General features: G+C 74.0%; 19 protein-coding genes. 10 read left to right on the top strand and 9 right to left on the bottom strand.

Annotation, left to right across the window (positions count from 1 at the left end; genetic code table 11):
• Positions 1-57: 57 nt before the first annotated feature.
• On the bottom strand, positions 58-948 hold the full coding sequence (locus tag EV376_RS08780; protein ID WP_130321636.1) for a LysR family transcriptional regulator ArgP: 891 nt from the start codon (positions 946-948) through the stop codon (positions 58-60).
• 68 nt (positions 949-1,016) lie between these two features.
• Between EV376_RS08780 and EV376_RS08775 the strand changes: the two genes are divergently transcribed.
• Entirely contained in the window at positions 1,017-1,613 is a 597-nt protein-coding gene (locus EV376_RS08775; protein ID WP_130321635.1) for a LysE/ArgO family amino acid transporter, read from the top strand.
• A gap of 126 nt (positions 1,614-1,739) precedes the next feature.
• Positions 1,740-3,179 (top strand): GuaB1 family IMP dehydrogenase-related protein, encoded by a 1,440-nt coding sequence (locus EV376_RS08770; protein WP_130321634.1) that lies wholly within the window; start codon positions 1,740-1,742, stop codon positions 3,177-3,179.
• Between the two features lie 26 nt (positions 3,180-3,205).
• Here the strand turns inward: EV376_RS08770 and EV376_RS08765 are convergent, their stop codons facing one another.
• The gene (locus EV376_RS08765) at positions 3,206-4,825 is read right to left on the bottom strand and encodes a DHA2 family efflux MFS transporter permease subunit (RefSeq protein WP_130321633.1); all 1,620 of its coding nucleotides are present in this window, start codon (positions 4,823-4,825) and stop codon (positions 3,206-3,208) included.
• Positions 4,826-4,876: 51 nt separating this feature from the next.
• Between EV376_RS08765 and EV376_RS08760 the strand changes: the two genes are divergently transcribed.
• Positions 4,877-5,413 (top strand): MarR family transcriptional regulator, encoded by a 537-nt coding sequence (locus EV376_RS08760; RefSeq protein ID WP_130321632.1) that lies wholly within the window; start codon positions 4,877-4,879, stop codon positions 5,411-5,413.
• A gap of 19 nt (positions 5,414-5,432) precedes the next feature.
• Here the strand turns inward: EV376_RS08760 and EV376_RS08755 are convergent, their stop codons facing one another.
• Positions 5,433-6,002 carry a TetR/AcrR family transcriptional regulator gene (locus tag EV376_RS08755; RefSeq protein WP_130321631.1) on the bottom strand — a complete coding sequence of 190 codons (570 nt, stop codon included), beginning with the start codon at positions 6,000-6,002 and terminating at the stop codon, positions 5,433-5,435.
• Between the two features lie 82 nt (positions 6,003-6,084).
• Between EV376_RS08755 and EV376_RS08750 the strand changes: the two genes are divergently transcribed.
• The 4 genes from EV376_RS08750 to EV376_RS08735 all read left to right on the top strand — a co-directional run bounded on the left by EV376_RS08750 (position 6,085) and on the right by EV376_RS08735 (position 10,767).
• Positions 6,085-6,528 carry a DoxX family membrane protein gene (locus EV376_RS08750; protein WP_130321630.1) on the top strand — a complete coding sequence of 148 codons (444 nt, stop codon included), beginning with the start codon at positions 6,085-6,087 and terminating at the stop codon, positions 6,526-6,528.
• 41 nt (positions 6,529-6,569) lie between these two features.
• A complete protein-coding gene (locus EV376_RS08745; RefSeq protein WP_130321629.1) occupies positions 6,570-7,034 on the top strand; it encodes a MarR family transcriptional regulator in 465 nt (154 codons plus the stop codon).
• Positions 7,028-8,761, top strand: coding sequence for an ABC transporter ATP-binding protein (locus EV376_RS08740; protein WP_130321628.1), 1,734 nt, complete (start codon positions 7,028-7,030; stop codon positions 8,759-8,761). Before EV376_RS08745 ends, EV376_RS08740 begins: the two co-directional genes overlap by 7 nt.
• Before the next feature lie 95 nt (positions 8,762-8,856).
• Positions 8,857-10,767, top strand: coding sequence for an ABC transporter ATP-binding protein (locus EV376_RS08735; RefSeq protein ID WP_486482881.1), 1,911 nt, complete (start codon positions 8,857-8,859; stop codon positions 10,765-10,767).
• 59 nt (positions 10,768-10,826) lie between these two features.
• Here EV376_RS08735 and thrS read toward each other — a convergent pair whose 3' ends face one another.
• Positions 10,827-12,044, bottom strand: coding sequence for a threonine--tRNA ligase (gene thrS / locus EV376_RS08730; protein ID WP_130321626.1), 1,218 nt, complete (start codon positions 12,042-12,044; stop codon positions 10,827-10,829).
• Between the two features lie 268 nt (positions 12,045-12,312).
• The gene (locus EV376_RS08725; RefSeq protein WP_130321625.1) at positions 12,313-12,525 is read right to left on the bottom strand and encodes a hypothetical protein; all 213 of its coding nucleotides are present in this window, start codon (positions 12,523-12,525) and stop codon (positions 12,313-12,315) included.
• Positions 12,526-13,009: 484 nt separating this feature from the next.
• On the opposite strand from EV376_RS08725, the gene EV376_RS08720 reads away from it, so the two are divergent.
• Both EV376_RS08720 and EV376_RS08715 read left to right on the top strand, forming a co-directional pair.
• Positions 13,010-13,648, top strand: a complete 639-nt coding sequence (locus EV376_RS08720; protein WP_130321624.1) for a VTT domain-containing protein — start codon at positions 13,010-13,012, stop codon at positions 13,646-13,648.
• A gap of 93 nt (positions 13,649-13,741) precedes the next feature.
• Complete coding sequence (locus EV376_RS08715) at positions 13,742-14,359, top strand: DUF998 domain-containing protein (RefSeq protein WP_130321623.1); 618 nt, start codon at positions 13,742-13,744, stop codon at positions 14,357-14,359.
• Here the strand turns inward: EV376_RS08715 and EV376_RS08710 are convergent.
• Positions 14,316-15,719: an NAD(P)H-quinone dehydrogenase gene (locus EV376_RS08710; RefSeq protein ID WP_130321622.1), complete on the bottom strand. Its 1,404-nt coding sequence runs from the start codon at positions 15,717-15,719 to the stop codon at positions 14,316-14,318. The genes EV376_RS08715 and EV376_RS08710 overlap by 44 nt on opposite strands.
• 106 nt (positions 15,720-15,825) lie before the next feature.
• On the opposite strand from EV376_RS08710, the gene EV376_RS08705 reads away from it, so the two are divergent.
• The gene (locus EV376_RS08705) at positions 15,826-16,281 is read left to right on the top strand and encodes a gamma-glutamylcyclotransferase family protein (RefSeq protein ID WP_130321621.1); all 456 of its coding nucleotides are present in this window, start codon (positions 15,826-15,828) and stop codon (positions 16,279-16,281) included.
• A 72-nt stretch (positions 16,282-16,353) separates the two neighbouring features.
• On the opposite strand, the gene EV376_RS08700 is transcribed toward EV376_RS08705, so the two are convergent.
• The 3 genes from EV376_RS08700 to EV376_RS08690 form a co-directional block, all read right to left on the bottom strand.
• Positions 16,354-17,313 (bottom strand): GNAT family N-acetyltransferase, encoded by a 960-nt coding sequence (locus tag EV376_RS08700; RefSeq protein WP_130321620.1) that lies wholly within the window; start codon positions 17,311-17,313, stop codon positions 16,354-16,356.
• A gap of 133 nt (positions 17,314-17,446) precedes the next feature.
• Positions 17,447-18,187 carry an SCO6745 family protein gene (locus tag EV376_RS08695; protein WP_130321619.1) on the bottom strand — a complete coding sequence of 247 codons (741 nt, stop codon included), beginning with the start codon at positions 18,185-18,187 and terminating at the stop codon, positions 17,447-17,449.
• 40 nt (positions 18,188-18,227) lie between these two features.
• Entirely contained in the window at positions 18,228-19,163 is a 936-nt protein-coding gene (locus tag EV376_RS08690; RefSeq protein WP_130321618.1) for a hypothetical protein, read from the bottom strand.
• Position 19,164: the final 1 nt, after the last annotated feature.

Below are 19,164 nucleotides of genomic sequence, written 5' to 3'. Positions count from 1 at the left end.
ACGGCTGTCAGGAGAGGGACCCGTCCACTACCGCAGGCGCTAACCCGGGGCCCGTCCTTACCGCAGGGTGTCGGCGGCGACGGCGCGGACCGCGTCGGTCAGCGCCGTCAGCGCCGTCGAGTCCAGGCGCCAGTGCTGCCAGTACAGCGGGACGTCCAGGTGACGTCCGGGAGCGAGGTCGACGCAGTGGCCGGCCGCCAGGTCGGCGCCGGCGATCTGCTCCGGCACCAGAGCCCAGCCCAGCCCGAGCCGGATCGCCTCGCTGAACGCCGGCACGGACGGGAGGTAATGCACCGGCGGGTCCAGCTCGCGGCCGCTCACCGTACGCAGGAAGCGGTGCTGGACCCGGTCCTTGCGGTCGAACACCAGCACCGGCGCCTCGGCCAGGGCGTCGGCGGTGAGGCCACCGGGGAACCATCGATCGGCGAACCGGGGAGCGGCCAGTGCCCGGTAGCGCATCGCGCCGAGCCGCTGCACCCGGCACCCCTGGACCGGCTCCCGCTGGGCGGTCACAGCCGCCGTCACCGAGCCGTCCCGCAGCAGCTCGGCGGTGTGCTCCTGGTCGTCCTGCCGGATGTCGAAGGAGAGGTTGAGCCGCTCCGGCACCCGCGCCAGCGCGGCGGGGAACCAGGTGCCCAGGGAGTCCGCGTTCACCACCACCGCCAGCCGGGTCCGGCCCCGGCCGCCGGCGAGCGGACCTCGTGCCTCGGCCAACGCCTCCCGTTCCAGCAGGGCCAACTGGTTGGCGAGGCGCAGCAGGGGCTCCCCGGCCTCGGTCGGCCGGCACGGCCGGTGCCGCCGGACGAGCACCTGGCCCACCGCCTCCTCCAGTGTCTTGATCCGCTGACTCACCGCGGACGGAGTGACGTGCAGCACCCGGGCGGCGGCGTCGAAGCTGCCCTCGGCCACGACCGCGGCGAGGGTACGCAGCTGCGCAGTGTCCAACATAAGAACAGCTTACGGATCCTCAGAATCTTTAGCTGGACGCGGCAAGGGGCCCGCCCTAGCGTCGAAGCGTGCTCGCCTCCGCCCTCGCCGGGTTCTCGCTGTCCGTCGCCCTGATCGTCGCCATCGGCGCGCAGAACGCGTTCGTGCTGCGGCAAGGGCTGCGCCGTGAGCACGTCGTACCGGTCGTGCTCACCTGCGCCGTCTCCGACGCGCTGCTGATCGGAGCTGGCATCGCCGGGATGGGTGCCCTGGTGGCCGACCGGCCCGCGCTGCTCGCCGCCGTCCGCTGGGGCGGCGCGGCCTTCCTGGCCTGCTACGCGGTGCTCGCCGGGCGGCGCGCGCTGCGTCCCGACGCGCTCCGGCCGACCGACCGGCCGCCGGCGCGCCTGCGCACCACGCTCCTGGCGTGTCTCGCCTTCACCTATCTCAACCCGCACGTCTACCTGGACACCGTGCTGCTGCTCGGCGGCGTCGCCCAGCAGCATGCGCACCGGTGGGCGTTCGGCGCGGGCGCGGCCGGGGCCAGCCTCGCGTGGTTCACCGCCCTGGGCGCGGGCGCGTACCGGCTCGGGCCGCTGCTCGCGCGTACCGCCGTCTGGCGGGTCCTCGACGGCGTGATCGCACTGGTGATGGCCGCGCTGGCGGCGGCGCTGGTGCTGGCGTGACCCGCTCGCTGCTGACCACCGCGGCTCCTGTCAAGAAGGGGTCTTCTACTACCGCAGACGTCAACAAGGAGGCCCTTCCTCGCACCAGCGGCGGCGCGGAGGGTGGGGGACGGTCATGATGGCCGGGTGCGGTTCCTAAACGGCGCGGTCCCCGCGCACGACCTGACCTACAACGACGTCTTCATGGCACCGGCCCGCTCCGAGGTCGCGTCCCGTCTCGACGTCGACCTCGCGACCGACGACGGGACCGGCACCACCATCCCGATCGTGGTGTCGAACATGACCGCGGTCGCCGGCCGGCGGATGGCCGAGACCGTCGCCCGGCGCGGCGCGATCGCCGTCATCCCCCAGGACATCCCGATCGAGGTGGTCGCGAACGTCGTCGCCTGGGTCAAGCAGCGGCACCTGGTGCACGACACCGCGATCACACTCGGCCCGACCGACACCGTCGGCGACGCCATCCACCTGCTGCCCAAGCGGGCGCACGGTGCCGTGATCGTGATCGACGACGCGGGCCGTCCGCTCGGTGTGGTGACCGAGGCGGACACGGTGGGCGTGGACCGGTTCGCCCAACTGCGGCACGTGATGTCGACCGAGCTGCACACGGTGCCGGCGGACGCCGACCCGCGTACCGGCTTCGACCGGCTCTCCGCCGGCCGCCGCCGCCTGGCGCCCGTCGTCGACGAACAGGGCCGGCTGGTCGGCGTGCTCACCCGGCAGGGCGCGCTGCGCGCCACCCTCTACAAGCCGGCGGTCGACGACCGGGGCCGGCTGCGCATCGCCGCGGCGGTCGGCATCAACGGAGACGTCACCGGCAAGGCGAAGGCCCTGCTGGAGGCCGGGGTGGACACGTTGGTCGTGGACACCGCGCACGGCCACCAGGAGCGGATGATCTCGGCGTTGCGGGCGGTGCGCGCGCTCGATCCGTCCGTTCCGGTCGCGGCCGGCAACGTGGTCACCGCCGACGGGGTACGCGACCTCGTCGAGGCGGGCGCCGACATCGTCAAGGTGGGGGTGGGGCCGGGAGCGATGTGCACCACGCGGATGATGACCGGCGTGGGGCGGCCGCAGTTCTCCGCGGTCCTGGACTGCGCCGGGGCGGCGCGGGCGCTGGGCCGGCACGTGTGGGCGGACGGCGGGGTCCGGCATCCGCGCGACGTCGCGCTGGCGCTTGCGGCCGGTGCCTCGAACGTCATGATCGGTTCGTGGTTCGCCGGCACGTACGAGTCGCCGGGCGACCTCTATGTCGAGGCGGACGGCCGGCGCTACAAGGAGAGCTTCGGCATGGCGTCGGCCCGCGCGGTCAGCGCCCGGACCGCGGAGGACTCGGCGTACGACCGGGCCCGGAAGGCCATCTTCGAGGAGGGCATTTCGACGGCGCGCATGTACCTGGACCCGGAGCGGCCGGGCGTGGAGGACCTCATCGACGAAGTCATCTCGGGGGTGCGCAGTGCCTTCACGTACGCCGGGGCGCACAACATCGCCGAGTTCCACGAGCGGGCGCTGGTCGGCGTGCAGAGCACGGCCGGCTACACCGAGGGGATGCCGCTGCCGACGAGTTGGTGACGGCCACCGGGCCGGTGCCGAAGCCCCTAGCCGGCCGGGGTCGCCGCCGGCTCCGGCGACCGGTCGGCCGGTCGGGGACGGTCCCTCGGCAGCCGGGCGCAGGCGACGAGGCCGATCAGCAGGAAGCCGGCGGCGGAGAGGGCCGCGTACCGGGTGGCGTCGGAGAAGGCTGACTTCGCCTCCGCGGCGATCGGGGCGGTACGCGGGTCGGCGGCGAGCCCGCCGATCGCCGCTCCGGCGCTCTCCCGGACCGCGGCCACGACCTGCTCCCGCTGGGCCGGGTCGACGTCGGGCCGGTCGGCCAGCCGGTCGCTCAGGAGGCCGCCCAGACCGGCGAAGAGGACCGTGCCGAGCACGGCGATGCCGAGCGCCGAGCCGACCTGCCGCGCCGTGCTCTGCACGCCGGAGCCCTGGCCGCCCTGCCGGACCGGCACGTCCCGCAGCGACACCCCGGTGAGCTGGGCGGTGGCCAGGCCGACGCCGACGCCGTAGACGAAGAGGAAGCCGAGCGGCGCCCACCAGCGGGTGTCCGGGGCGACGACGACGCCGAGGCCGGCGATGCCGACGAGTTCGGCCGCGACGCCGAGCTGCACCACCCGGGCGGCGCCCCACCGCCCGACGAGGGGCGCGACGAGACCGCTGGCCAGGAAGCTGCCGACGGCGAGCGGCAGCAGCGCCAGGCCGGTCTCGAAGGCGCTGTAGCCGAGGACGTTCTGGTACCAGAGCGGGAGGGCGAAGAGCAGGCCGAACTCGCCCAGGCTGACGATCGCCGCGGCCGTGACGCCGTTGCGGAACGAACCGATCCGGAACAGCGACAGGTCGAGCAGGGCCGGCCGGCCGCTGCGGTTGCGGCGCAGTTGGTGGGCGACGAGGACCGCGAGGGCGGTCAGCCCGCCCAGCCCGGCGACGGGCACCGGTGAGATCTGGGCGGTCCAGTCCAGGCCGAACAGGCTGAACGGCTTCTCCCGCTCCCACCAGCCGTAGGTCCGCCCCTCGATGAGCGCGAAGACGACGCCGGTCATGCCGACCACCGAGAGCAGGGCGCCCTGCCAGTCGACACCCCGCTCGGCGCGTTCGTCGCGGGACTCGCGCACCAGCGCCAGCGTGGCGCCGATGACCACCGCGCCGACCGGGACGTTGACGCCGAACGCCCACCGCCAGGAGAACTCGGTGGTCAGCCAGCCGCCGAGCAACGGGCCCAGCGCGGCCGCACCGCCGATGGTGGAGCCCCAGACCGCGAAGGCGATGGCCTTCTCCCGCCCGGCGAAGGTGGCGTTGAGCAGGGACAGCGAGGTGGGCAGCATCATCGCGCCGCCGAGCCCCTGGAGCACCCGCGCACCGATCAGCGCCTCGCCGGACCCGGCCACCGCGGCGAGCACGCTGGCCCCGACGAAGACCGCCACGCCGGCGACGAACATCCGCCGCCGGCCCGCCCGGTCCGCGAACCGGCCGGCCACCAGCAGCAGGGACGCGAAGACCAGGGTGTACGCCTCCTGGACCCACTGCGCGTCGGCGGAGGTGATGCCGAGGTCGTGGATGATCGCGGGCACCGCGACGTTGACGATCGTGGCGTCGACGATGATCGTCGCCACGCCGAGGCTGAGGGCGAGCAGCCCCCACCAGCGGCCGCGTCCCTGGTCCGGCATACCCGCCTCCGATCGCTAGTTTTTCTAGCTAGGTGATGCTAGCTTTCTGCGGTGGCTCACCCCGCGTCAACCGCCGGCGGGCGCGGCGCGCGCCGCGGCCCGTACGGCGAGGCGCCGTCCACCAGCGACACCGCCCGCGCGCTGCGCGAGGTGATCCGGGCCGCTGGTAACACCCGGGGCGCCCTGGCCCGCCGGCTCGGCATCGGGGTGACCGACGCCGCCGCCATCGATCACCTGGTCTCCAGCCCGGACGCGCTCGGCCCGGTCGAGTTGGGCAACCGGCTCGGCATCCGCTCGGCCTCGGCCACCGCCCTGGTCGACCGGCTGGTACGCGCCGGCCACGTCGAGCGGACGCCGCACCCGCAGGACCGCCGCCGGGTGGCGCTCCAGGTCACCGACCGGGCGTACGACGACCTGCGGGAGGCGCTGCGGCCGATGCTGGCCGGGGTGGAACGGGCGGTCGCCCGGCTCACCCCGGAGCAGGCGGCCGCGACCGCCGGCTTCCTGCGCGAGGTGGCGACGGTGATGCGGGAGTACGTCGCGACCGCTCCGGAGGACTCCACGGCGGGCGGCCGGCCGGCCCGCTGAGGTGCCGCTCCACGGCCACTCAGCGCGGGCCGAAGAGGCGGTGGATGACGAACCGCGCCGCCGCCCGTGGGTCGTCCCCGACCGACTCCGGCAGGGCCCCGGCGTTCCAGAGCGTGGCGAAGCCGTGCACGATCGACCAGGCGGCGAGGGCGTCCCCGGCGGTGTCCCCCGCCGTGCCGTGGCCGGGCGGGAGGTTCGCGACTCCCGCCCGCAGGGCCGCCCCCGATCGTTGCCGCGCGGCCGCCACCTCCGGCGCGTCCGCCCGGTAGAGATCGGGACGGAACATCACCTCGAAGTGCGCCCGGTGCCGGACGGCGAAGTCCACGTAGGCCACTCCGGCGTCCACCAGACCGCCGTCGGCCGCGTGCAGCGCCTCCGCGAGCAGGTCGAAGCCCTCGACCGCGAGCGCGGTGAGCAGGCCGGCCTTGTCGCCGAAATGATGTGCGGGCGCGGCGTGCGACACCCCGGCCCGGCGCGCGAGGTCCCGCAGGCTCAGGGCGGCCGGGCCGGATTCCTCGATCACCTCCGCCGCGGCGGCGAGCAGGACCCGACGCAGGTTCCCGTGATGGTAGCCACGTGTGCCGGTCATCGGCCGATCCTATCTTTCCATTGACAAGATGTCCCTCCCGAGGGCAATCTTGTCGGCGACAAGATTGCGCCGAGGAGGTCACATGGTTCCACTTATCGCCCTGCTGGCCGGCACCGCGCTGGCCCGGACTGCCGGCCTCGCCGGGGTGGACGTGCTGAACGGGTGGCACCCCGCCCTGCGGGTCGGTCTCGCGCTGATGTTCGTGGTCACCGGCGCGGCGCACTTCGCCCCGTCGTTCCGCGGCGACATGATCGCGATGGTGCCGCCGGCGCTGCCCCGCCCCGACCTGCTGGTCACCGCGACCGGGATCCTGGAGTTCGCGGGTGCCGCCGGCTTGTTGCTCCCGGTGACGGCGCGGTGGGCGGCCGCCGGCCTGTCGCTGCTCATGATCGCCATGTTCCCGGCCAACGTCCGCGCGGCCCGGCACCGGCTCACGCTCGGCGGCAAGCCGGCCACCCCGCTGGGCATCCGCAGCGTCGAACAGGCACTCTTCCTCGCCCTGGCGGTGGCTGTCGTCGTGGGTTAATTAGTTTGGCCCCTGATTGTCAGGACGCTAACCTGGCCCCCATGAACCTGATCCGCCTCGACGACGTACCGATCGGGCGCCTGCTCGTGGTGGCCGGGCACCTCACCAGCCAGCGGTGGAACCGCCTCCTGGCCGAGGAGCACGGCCTCACCCAGGCCGGGATGGTCACCCTGATGACGCTGCACGAGCACGGTGAGCTGCCCCACCGCGCGGTCGCCGAGCGGTGCTTCGTCAAGCCGGCCACCCTCACCGGCATCGTCGACACCCTCGAACGCGACGGCCTGGTCGAGCGGCAGCGCGACGACACCGACCGGCGCAGCGTCCGGCTGGCGCTCACCCCGACCGGACGGACTCGGGTCGAGACCCTGCGGGCCATGATGCGGTCCGACCGACCGCTCACCCCCGTCGACGCCGACCCGGCGAAGGCCGCGGTGATCCGCGAATTCCTGCTGGCGGTCATCGGCTCCGCCGCCGGCGCGAAGGCCACGGAAGGACGCCCGTGCTGACCCGGCTGCTCCGGACGTACCTGCGCCCCTACCGCGGACCGCTGGCCGCGGTGGTCGCCCTCCAGTTCGTCGGCACGATCGCCTCGCTGTACCTGCCGAGCCTCAACGCGGACATCATCGACCTCGGCATCGCCCGCGGCGACACCGGCTACATCCTGCGCACCGGGGGCTGGATGCTCGCGGTCAGCCTGGTGCAGATCGTCTGCGCGGTGGCCGCCGTCTACCTGGGCGCCCGCACCGCCGGCGCGTACGGCCGGGACGTCCGCGCGGCGGTCTTCGCGCACGTCAACCGCTTCTCCGCCCGCGAGGTGGCCCGGTTCGGCGCGCCGTCCCTGATCACCCGCAACACCAACGACGTGCAGCAGGTGCAGATGCTCGTGCTGATGAGCTGCACGATGCTGGTCGCCGCCCCGATCATGAGCGTCGGCGGAGTGGTGATGGCGTTGCGCGAGGACGTCGGCCTCTCCTGGCTGATGCTGGTCAGCGTGCCCGTCCTGGCGATCGGCCTGGGGCTGGTCATCCGGCGGATGGTGCCCGGGTTCCGGCTCATGCAGACCCGCATCGACACGGTCAACCGGGTGCTCCGCGAGCAGATCACCGGCATCCGCGTGGTCCGGGCGTTCGTCCGCGAGCCGGACGAGACGCGGCGCTTCGCCGCCGCCAACACCGACCTGACCGCGACCGCGCTGTGGACCGGCCGGCTGGCCGCCCTGATCTTCCCCGTGGTGATGCTGGTGCTCAACGTCTCCAGCGTCGCGGTGCTCTGGTTCGGTGCCCAGCGGGTGGACGCCGGAGCCATCGAGGTCGGCTCGCTCACCGCCTTCCTCCAGTACCTGATGCAGATCCTGATGGCCGTCATGATGGCCACGTTCATGCTGATGATGGTGCCGAGGGCGGCGGTGTGCGCGGAACGCATCGTCGAGGTGCTGGACACCGAGTCCTCCGTCGTCCCGCCGGCGCGGCCGGTCACCCGGCCACCGGGTCGGGCCGAGCTCGAGCTGCGCGACGTCCGCTTCCAGTACCCGGGCGCCGCCGAGCCGGTGCTGCGGGACGTGTCGTTCCGGGTGGCGCCGGGCACCACCACCGCGGTGGTCGGCAGCACCGGCGCCGGCAAGAGCACGTTGCTGTCCCTGGTGCCACGCCTGATCGACGTGACGTCGGGCGCCGTGCTGGTCGACGGCGTCGACGTCCGGGACCTCGCGCCCGACGAGCTGTGGCGGCGGATCGGCCTGGTGCCGCAGCGCCCGTACCTGTTCACCGGCACGATCGCGAGCAACCTGCGGCACGGCAACCCGGACGCGACCGACGCCGAGCTGTGGGAGGCGCTGGAGGTGGCGCAGGCGCGCGACTTCGTCGAGGCGACGCCGGACGGGTTGGCCGCGCCGATCGCGCAGGGCGGCACCAACGTCTCCGGCGGGCAGCGACAGCGCCTGGCCATCGCGCGGGCGCTGGTCCGCCGGCCGGAGATCTACCTGTTCGACGACTCGTTCTCGGCGCTCGACCTCGGCACCGACGCGCGGCTGCGGGCGGCGTTGCGGCCGGTCACCGCCGACGCGGCGGTCGTGATCGTGGCCCAGCGGGTGTCCACGGTCGTCGACGCCGACCAGATCGTCGTGCTGGAGGACGGCGGCGTGGTCGGGATCGGCCGGCACGACGAGCTGCTGCGGACCTGCCCCACGTACGCGGAGATCGTCGCGTCCCAACTGAGCACGGGGGTGCCAGCGTGAGCGTCGTACGACAGAAGAAGCCGGCCGGCGACGGGCCGACGCCGCGGCGGCTCCCCGGCGGCCAGCGCGGCGGCCCCGGGTGGATGGGCGCCGGCATGCCCGCCGAGCGGTCGATGTCCTTCGGGCCGTCGGCCCGGCGGCTGCTCGGCCGGCTGCGCCCGCACCGCGTCCAACTGGTCGGGGTGCTCGGGCTCGCCGTGCTCGGCGTCGGGTTGGCCGTGGTGGGGCCGAAGGTGCTCGGGCGCGCCACCGACCTGATCTTCGCCGGGGTGCTGGGCCGGCAGCTCCCGGCCGGTACGACGACCGAGCAGGCGGCGACGGCCGCCCGGGCGGCGGGCAACGACAGCTTCGCCGACATCATCACCCGGATGGATGTCGTGCCCGGCGCCGGCATCGACTCGGCCGCGCTGGCCCGCGTGCTGCTGCTGGCGCTCGGCCTCTACGTCGCGGCGGCCCTGCTCACCTGGTGGCAGGGGTGGCTGCTGACCGGTGTGGTGCAGCGGACGGTCCACCGGCTGCGGGAGGACGTGGAGGCGAAGCTGAACCGGCTGCCGCTGCCGTACTTCGACCGCCAGCCCCGCGGCGAGCTGCTCAGCCGGGTGACCAACGACATCGACAACATCTCGATCAGCCTCCAGCAGACGCTGAGCCAGCTGCTCACCTCGCTGCTCACCGTGATCGGCGTACTCGCCATGATGGTCTGGATCTCGCCGCTGCTGGCCCTGGTCGCGCTGGTCGCGGTGCCGTTGTCGGTGATCGTCACGCAGCAGATCGCGAAGCGGTCGCAGCCGAGGTTCGTCGCGCAGTGGACGCACACCGGTGAGCTCAACGGCCAGGTCGAGGAGGCGTTCACCGGGCACGAGCTGGTCAAGGTGTTCGGCCGGCAGCGCGAGGTGCAGGCCGCGTTCGCGGCGAAGAACGAGGAGCTGTTCCGGGCCAGCTTCGGCGCGCAGTTCGTCTCCGGGATCATCATGCCGGCGATGATGTTCATCGGGAACCTCAGCTACGTGGCGATCGCCGTGGTCGGCGGGCTCCGGGTGGCGTCGGGCACGATGACCCTCGGCGACGTGCAGGCGTTCATCCAGTACTCCCGCCAGTTCACCCAGCCGCTGACCCAGGTCGCCTCGATGGCGAACCTGCTCCAGTCCGGGGTGGCCTCCGCCGAGCGGGTCTTCGCGGTGCTCGACGCCGAGGAGCAGACCCCCGATCCGGCCGTGCCGGCGCGGGTGACCGACCCGCGCGGGCGGGTCGAGTTCGAGCAGGTCTCCTTCCGCTACGCGCCGGACGAGCCGCTGATCGAGGACCTGTCGCTGGTCGCCGAGCCGGGCCACACGGTGGCGATCGTCGGGCCGACCGGGGCCGGCAAGACCACGCTGGTCAACCTGGTCATGCGCTTCTACGAGCTGGACGGCGGCCGGATCACCCTCGACGGGGTGGACATCACCCGGCTCAGCCGGGACGACCTGCGCGGCCGCGTCGGCATGGTGCTGCAGGACACGTGGCTCTTCGCCGGCACGATCCGGGACAACATCGCGTACGGGCGACCGGACGCCACCGAGGAGGAGATCCTGGCCGCGGCCCGGGCGACGTTCGTGGACCGGTTCGTCCGCAGTCTGCCGGACGGCTACGACACGGTGATCGACGAGGAGGGCAGCAATGTCAGCGCCGGCGAGAAACAGCTCATCACCATCGCCCGCGCGTTCCTGGCCGAGCCGTCCCTGCTGATCCTCGACGAGGCCACCAGTTCGGTGGACACCCGGACGGAGGTGCTGCTCCAGCGGGCGATGGCGGCGTTGCGGTCGGACCGGACCAGCTTCGTCATCGCGCACCGCCTCTCCACCATCCGCGACGCCGACCTGATCCTGATGATGGAGGACGGCCGGATCGTCGAGCAGGGCACCCACGACGAGCTGCTCGCGGCGGACGGCGCCTACGCGCGCCTCCACCGCTCCCAGTTCACCCGCGGAACCGCGGCGGAGCCGGAACCGGCGGTTGCCGGGCCGTGACCGGACGACGGGACCGGACCGGTCCCCGCGGCGCGCCGCGGGGACCGGCCGGCGACCGTTCACCCGGCCGGGAGGAGATCGGCGGCGCGGGCCCCGACGACCGCCGCGATCAGGGCGAGCGCCTCGGCGGCGGGCGCCGGGTCCAGGGACCGACCGTCGCGCAGGCGCAGCGAGACCCGGCCGTCGGCCGCCTCGCTCGGGCCGATCACCGCCGCGTACGGGACGCGGGCGCGGGCCGCGTCGCGGATCCGCGCGCCCAGCGACCCGGCCCGGTCCACCTCGACCCGCAGCCCGGCCGCCCGCGCCTCGGCGGCGAACCCGTCGGCCGCGCGGTCCTGCCCGGCGTCGACCGGCAGGACCACCACCTGCACCGGCGCGTACCAGGCGGGGAAGGCGCCCTCGTGCACCTCGATCAGGTACGCGAACAGCCGCTCCATGCTGCCCACCAGGCTCCGGTGCACCATGACCGGCCGCCGCCGCGCCCCACCCGAGTCCACGTAGGACAGGTTGAACCGCTCCGGTTTGTCGAAGTCGAGCTGGACGGTGGCCAGGGTCGACTCCCGGCCGGCGGCGTCGACGATCTGGATGTCGATCTTCGGGCCGTAGAAGGCGGCCTCGCCCGGGCCGTCGGTGTACGCCACCCCGTCGAGCGCGGCGCGGAGCAGGTCCTCGGCCCGCGCCCAGTCGGCCTCGTCGCCGACGTACTTCGCCCCCGGCCCACGCAGCGACAGGCGGAACCCCGCCGGCCGTACGCCGAGCGCGGCGTGCGCCTCCCGGATCAGCCGCAGAATCTCCGCCACCTCCTCGCCGACCTGCTCCAGCGCGCAGAAGTTGTGCGCGTCGTTCAACGAGATGGCGCGCACCCGGGCCAGCCCGCCGAGCACACCGGAGCGCTCGGCCCGGTACATGCCGCCCAGTTCGGCGATCCGCAGCGGCAGGTCCCGCCAGGACCGACCGCGCGACCGGTACACCAGCGCGTGGTGCGGGCAGAGCGCCGGCCGCAGCACGAAGACGTCGTCGGCGGAGAGCCGCATCGGTGGGAACATGTCCTCCGCGAAGTAATCCAGATGGCCGGAGAGCTCGAAGAGCTCCCGCTTACCCATCGGTGGGGTGAGGACGTGCTGGTAGCCCGCCCGGCGCTCGAGGTCGCGGACGTACTCCTCGACGGCCTGCCGGGCCGCGGCCCCGGCCGGAAGCCAGAGCGGCAGGCCCGCGCCGGCGAGCGGGTCGGAGGTGAAGAGGCCGAGCTCCCGGCCCAGCTTGCGGTGGTCGATCATGTCGCGCTCCTGGTTCGGGTACGGCCCGAAGGCGTCCGACGCCCGGAAACGCCACGAGGCCCCGGGGCGGATCGCCCCGGGGCCTCGTCGACGGATGTGTCAGTGCGGCACGCCGGGGTCTCCCGGCGTCGTGGTCCGTACCGCACCATGCATGCGGCGAGCGTACGTCGACCCGCCGCGCACGGGCATCCGGATTTCGAGGGACACGCTCATCACGGCGGCCGGATCAGGTCGACGGACCAGTTGTGGTGGCGGCGACGATCCCCGATCAGGCGCCGGATTTCCGCCCGGAGAGCAGGCCGGCCAGGAGTAGACCCCCGCCGACAGCAAGGAGGATGAGGCCGAATGCCAGCGGCAGGACGGCGAAGACACTGAACAGCCAGAAGTCGAGCTCGAGAAGGTTCACGACGACGATCGCTGCGCCGAGCGCCGCCATGACCCCGGCGAGCCATCCGAGGCCTTCGTCTCGATACGCATTCATGCCGCCACCCTCCTGCACTGCCCCCGCAAATGATCTTGCATGCTGCGTCCGGGAGAGCCGCAGCCCATCGGTGATCGCCTGGGCCAGCAGTCGCGCGGGGCGGCCTGCGGCCGCTATGAGTTGGTCTACCGCATTCCGGTCGACTGACACGGGCTACGGTGCCGGTGCCCATCACCGGTACCGCCATCTATTGGGCGGGCCGCCGGCACGGGACCTGCCGGCGGCCCGCGGCGGCCGGCTCGTCGAGAACGGGGGACCCGACGGGGCCGCGCGCCGACAACGGTACGCCGATGACCGCCGATCCCGCGAGCGGTCGCGTTCCCGGATTCCGGGCGCAGGCCGTAACCTCCGCATCCCCCGGATCGTTCACCTGCGACTGGATTCCGTGTCGACGGTCACGACTCGCCAGGGTCGCCCCCGGTGAGGCCCGGCGGCCCGGCAGGCTCTCCAGCATCCGATCGGCCCGTCCGGCGAGGTGACAGCCGTGCCCGAACTCCTTGACGTCGCGTCGCCGACCTGGGCGTACCTCGCGCTGCTCGGCCTGCTGATCGCGGACGCCTTCGTCCCGGTGATCCCGACCCAGGCCATCATGATCACCTCCGGGGCGCTGACCGTCTACGGCGGCCTGAGCCTGCCGGTCACCATCGCGGTCGGGGCGGCCGGCGTCTTCGCCGGAGATCTGACCTGCTACCTGCTCGGTCGGGTGGCGCCGTCCTCGCGGCTCGCGGCCACCCTGCGGGCCGGCCGCAGCCTACGGCGGGCCGGAGAGCCCGGTCCGGCCCGGCGGGTCGCCGGCCGGGTCACCCGGGGCCTGCGCCGCCCGGGACCGGTGGTCATCCTGGTCTGCCGCTTCGTGCCCGGCGGCCGGATGGCGGCCTGCTTCTCGGCCGGCCGGCGCCGCTACCCGTACCGGCTGTTCCTGCTGTACGAGTCCATGGCCGCGCTGGGCTGGGCGGCGTACGGGGCACTGGTCGGCCACCTCGGCGGTGCCGCCCTGACCGGCTCGGCGTGGCGTCTCGCGCTCATCGCCGGTGCGGCGGCGGTGGGGTTCGCGGCCGCCGGTTGGGCGATGACCCTGCTGGCCTCCCGCACCACCCGCCCGACCGACGTCCCGATCGACTGAGCGACGCGCGGCGGACCCTAGGGGCGGACCCCGGCATCGATTTCGGTGGCCCGCCCGGATCCGCTTCGGGTGGCTCCGGCGACAGGGTGAGGCATGCCCGAAAGCCGGAACAGCGGACTGCTCGCACTCGGCGGGATCGCCCTGGCGGCGCTGCTCGCCGTGGTCGGCCACCTCGGGGTGGACGGCCTCGACCCCTGGTCGCTGACGATCAGCGACTACGCCGTCTCGGACCGGGGCGGCGCCATCGACACGGCCATGATGGTGCTCGCCGTCGCCACGGCGGTCCTGCTTCCCGCCCTGCGGCGGCTGTGGCGGGCGCGCCCGGTCGAGATGCTGCTGGCGGCCTGGATCGGTGGGCTGCTGCTCGCCGCGGCGGTGCCCACGAACGAACCGGGGCTGCCCATGGACACTGCCGCGTACGTGCACCGGTACGCGTCGGTGATCGCGTTCCTGGCCCTGCCACTCGGGGGCTGGCTGCTGGCCGACCGGCTGCCCGCCGGCCCCGCCCGGTGGGTACGCCGGTTCGCCGTCGCCAGCCTGGTGCTCGCCGCCGCGATGATCTGGTCGGCCTACCCCGGCGACCGGATGCTGCTCGGCCTGGTGGAACGCCTGCTGATCGTCGCCGAAGTGGCCATCCTCGCCACCGTCGCCGTCGCGCTGACCGCCGTCACTCCAGTTCGTGCAGCATCAGCTGCCGGGCCGCCTCGGTGACCGAGCCGGACAGGGACGGGTAGATCGTGATCGTCTGCGCCAGCTCGTTGACCGTCAGGTTGTTCTCCACCGCCATCGTGATCGGCAGGATCAGCTCGCTCGCCTTCGGGGCGACCACCACGCCGCCGATCACCTGGCCGCTGGCGGGCCGGCAGAAGAGCTTGACGAAACCGTCGGAGACCTCGTCCATCTTCGCCCGGGCGTTGCCGGCGAGCGGCAACATGACCTGGCGGGCGGGGACCTTCCCCGCGTCGACCTCGTCCTGGCTGACGCCGACCGTGGCCAGCTCGGGGTCGGTGAAGACGTTCGCCGCGACCGTACGCAGCCGCAGCGGGCGGACCGCCTCGCCGAGCGCGTGCCACATGGCGATGCGGCCCTGCATGGCGGCCACGCTGGCCAGCGGCAGCACGCCGGTGCAGTCGCCGGCCGCGTAGATGCCGGGCACGTTCGTGCGGGAGACCCGGTCGACGGTGACGTACCCGCCCTTGGCCAGCCCGACGCCGTACTCGGCCAGGCCGAGGTTGGCGGTGTTGGGGATCGAGCCGACCGCGATCAGGGCGTGCGAGCCGTACACCTTGCGCCCGTCGGAGAGCTCGACCTCGACGCCGCCGTCGGTCCGGCGGACCGCCTCGGCCCGGGAGTTGTTCAGGATGCTCATGCCCCGGCTGCGGAACACCCGCTCGATGGCCATCGCCGCGTCGGCGTCCTCGTGCGGCATGACCCGGTCCCGGCTGGAGACGAGGGTGACCTCGATCCCCATCGCCAGGTACGCGCTGGCGAACTCGGCGCCGGTCACGCCGGAGCCGACCACGATCAGGTGCTCGGGAAGCTCGGCCAGGTCGTACACCTGCCGCCAGGTCAGGATGCGCTCCCCGTCGGGGACCGCGGTGGGCAGCTGGCGTGGCGTCGCGCCGGTGGCGACCAGGACGGTGGCGGCGTCGATCGCGTACTCAGCGCCACCGTCGGCCGGGGTGACGATCACCCGGTGGGTGTGACCGAGAGTGTCCTCGCCGAGCCGGGCGCTGCCGGCCACGAACGTCACGCCCGCCTTGACGAGCTTGGCGTGGATGTCGGCGGACTGGGCGAGCGCGAGGCGCTTGACCCGGCCGTTGACGGCCGGCGCGTCGACCGTGACCGCCTCCAGGCCGTCCGAGTGGACCCCGAACTCCTCGGTGTCCCGGTAACCGGTGACCACCTGCGAGCTGGCGATGAAGGTCTTCGACGGCACGCAGTCGGACAGCACGCACGCCCCGCCGGCGCCCTCGGCCTCCACGACGGTGACGTCGGCGTCCAGCTGGGCGGCGACCAGAGCCGCCTCGTAGCCGGCCGGCCCGCCGCCGATGATCACGATCCGGCTCACAGTGCTCGCCCCTCGTCCATGCTCACAGTGACTTTCTTCTCCCGAACGCGTCCGACACGCACCGTCGTATTCTCCCCCACCGGCCGGCCCGGCTATCGTCATCGCCGTGCGTCATTACGCCGCCTACGGCTCAAACCTCGACCCTGCCCGGATGCGCGCCTACTGTCCGCATTCGCCCATGGTGGGTACCGGCTGGCTGGAGGGCTGGCGGCTCACCTTCGCCGGCGAGGGCGTCATCGGCTGGGAAGGGGCGGTCAGCACGGTGGTGGAATCGCCCGGCGACCGCGTGTTCGTGGCGCTGTACGACATCCACCCGTACGACGCGGCGCAGCTCGACGAGATCGAGGGTGTGACCTCCGGCACCTACCGCAAGCTGCACGTACGGGTCTCGACGCTGGACGGCGACGTGACGGCGTGGATCTACGTCTTCGACGGCTACGAGGGCGGCCTGCCGACGTCGTGGTACCTGTCGGAGATCGCGAACGCCGCCGAGAAGGCGGGCGCGCCGGACGACTACGTCACGGACCTGCGCTCCCGCCCCACCGGCACCGCGTCCGCGTAGGGCCTGTCGCACGGCCCCAGTCTGCTACCGGCGGCGGCGGGGCGACGAGCCGGCCCCGCCGCGCGTCGTCAATCACACATCCGCGGCCGGTACGACCAGCTCGTACATGTCGGTCCAGCGCGTCTCGCCGAGCCCGACCGACCGGTAGAGGGTGACCGGCACGGTCGGGTTGGCCAGGTCGACCCCGAGCCCGGCCCACTGCCGGCCCTTGGCGGCGTAGGCGGTGAAGGCCCGCCACAGCAGCGCCGCGCCGACCCCACGCCGCCGGTACGCGGGCAGCACCGACAGGCTGCGCACCCATCCCTCGTTCTGGTCCAGCGCCTGGTCGGAGGATTGCAGCGCCCCGGCGGGCGCCCCGTCGACCTCGGCGACGAACCACTCGTCCCAGGTGGTGCCGAAGAGGCGGAGCTGCTCACGCCACCGGTCGAAGCCGACCGGCTCGTAGTCCGGGGTGTCCCGGAAGGCGGTGTCGAAGATCCGGTAGAATTCGCGCAGGTCGGCCTCGTCGTCGCGCAGCGGGCGGACGGTCACCCCGGGCGGAGGCGGCGGCTCGGCGGGCAGGTCGGCCAGGGACCGGCGCATCGCCAGGTACCGCTTGGCGCGGGTGAAACCGGCCTCGGCCACCTCGGCGGCCCACCGGGTCTCCGGGGCGAAGACCGACACCCGGGCGGTCAGCGTGGGCACGTCCCGCTCGGCGGCGCGCTCGGCGACCCGGTCGAGCATTCGGGCCAGCAGCGGGGCGCGCAGGTCCGCCCCGCGCTCGGGGTCGACGTAGACCTCGACGAACTCCCGGCCCACGCCGGTCGGATTGTCCACGGTCGCCCAGGCGACCAGCTCGCCGTCGGGGTCGCTGACCACCCAGGAGTCCCGGGTCGGATCGGTGAAGGGCGCCGCGAGGGCGGCCTTGACGTCCTCGTCGTCGAAGTCGGGGTAGCCGACCGCGAAGACGTCGGCGGCGTGCACGACGGCGAGGATGGCGGGGACGTCGTCGAGGGTGGGTCGGCGGGCGGTCCAGCCGGCGGGAAGGGTCACGGCGCCGATCCTGACAGCCCGCCGTCGGGGCCGCCGCCGATTTTCGGCGCCTCGTGAGCGGTTCCGTGCCGCCGACGGCGGGCGCCGGACACCGCCCGGCCGCCGGCACGGCGTGGCTCAGGACCGTCCGCCCTCAGGGCCGGCGCAGCCGGGCGCGAACGCCGGCCAGCAGGTCCACCAGCTCGGTGCCGTCGGTGCGGCCGAGCGCCGTGAACGCCGGGGCGGTCAACCGCTCGGTCACCGCCTCCGCCCACAGCCGGCGGCGGACCAGGGGGCCCACCGGCGGGTACGGGGGCGGCCAGCCGGCCGCGACGGCTCCGGCCTCGCCCTCCGGGCCGGCCAGCACCGCCTCCAGCGGTGTCATGCCCGCGGCGCGCACCGCCAGCAGGTGCGCCCCGGCGAAGTGTTCCCGCAGCAGGCGCAGGCTCACCGCCGCCCGGGCACCCGCCGAGCGTTGCGGCACGGGCATCGCCCGCCAGGCCGCGAAGAGCGGCATCCCGGTGGCGTCGGCGGCCTCGACCGCCCGTTCCAGCAGGCCGGCGAGCCGGCCGGCATCCGGCAGGGGTTCGAGGTTCTCGTCGCCCCACCGGCAGCACTCCAGCAGCGTCGCGGCGGCCACCTGGGTCGGCCGGACGGTCCGCACGGCGGCGTCCCAACCGTCGGCGACCGCGTCCGGGGCGATGAACCCGAGCGCGGCGGCCACCGTCTCCGCGCGGACGTCACCGAGTGCGCCGGCCCGCCCGGCGATGTAGAAGGCCCACCCGGAGATGCCGAGCAGCCGCGCCTGGCGGAGGGTGACCGGGCAGCGGGTGAAGGCGTCACCGAGTTCCAGCACGGACGGCTTGCAGCCGGCCGCCACCTGCTCCGGGGTCATCCCGGCGCTCCCCGCCCCAGGGCCTGTCCGTCCACAGCGGTCAGTCTGCCGTGCCGCCGGCAGGACCGGCATCCCCCACCTCGGCGTCGAGCGCCTCCACCGCGGCCTCGACCTCCCCGGTGCGACGGCGGGCGACGGTCGCCGTCCGCTCGGCCGCCCGCCGGGCCAGCTTTGCCCGGCTCAGCTCCTGTTCGGCGACGGCCCGCCGGCGCTCCAGCTCGGCGAGTTCCGTCTCGATGGCTTCGAGGGCGGTCGCGCCGTCGCGCTCGGCCTCCGCGGCGCCGGCCAGCTCCGCCTCGGCCCGGTCCTGGTCGGTACGCGCCCTCGCCAGCTCCCTCTCCAGCGCCCGGCGCCGCCGCGCCCGCTCGGCACGGGCGGCCCGCTCCGCCTGCCCGGCCCGGAGCGCCGACCGGTCCGCCCCGCCCGGCCGGGACGGCGGCTCGGTCTCCTCGTCCCCGCCACCGGTCACCAGGCGCAGCTGCGGGCGAGGCACCTCGCCGAAGCCGGCGTAGCTGGCGGCCCGCAGGAGCCGGCCGGAGCGCACCTGCTCGGCCACCTCGGCGTCGGAGAGCGCGGCGTTCAGGGTCGCCTCCACCTCGCCCAGGGGCAGCTTCCCGGCCGCTGGCGCACCGTCGACCGCTGCCGCCAGCTTGCGCACCTCGGCGACCAGCGCGCCGACCACGGCCCGGCGCTGTGCGGACAGTTCACGCAGTTTCGCGCCGCGCAGTTCCCGCTGGGCGGACCGCAGCGACTCGGCGAGTTGGCTGAGGTCGGCGACCAGCTCGGGCCGTTCCAGCGCGAGCAGGTTGACCAGCCAGGCCGCCACCGTGGGGCGGCGCAGCCGGGCGATCTCCCGGGCGGTACGCGCGTCGCCGGCACGACGGGTTTCGGCGACCGCCTCGTCCCGGGCGGCCACGAACCGGTCGGGGGGTGTGCGGTAGAGCTGCCGCACCAGTTCCCGGGGTGGACCGGGCATC

The organism is Micromonospora sp. CNZ295 (assembly GCF_004217535.1).
Note: the sequence above shows the minus strand (reverse complement) of the source record. Positions and strands in the feature narration are given on the sequence as shown.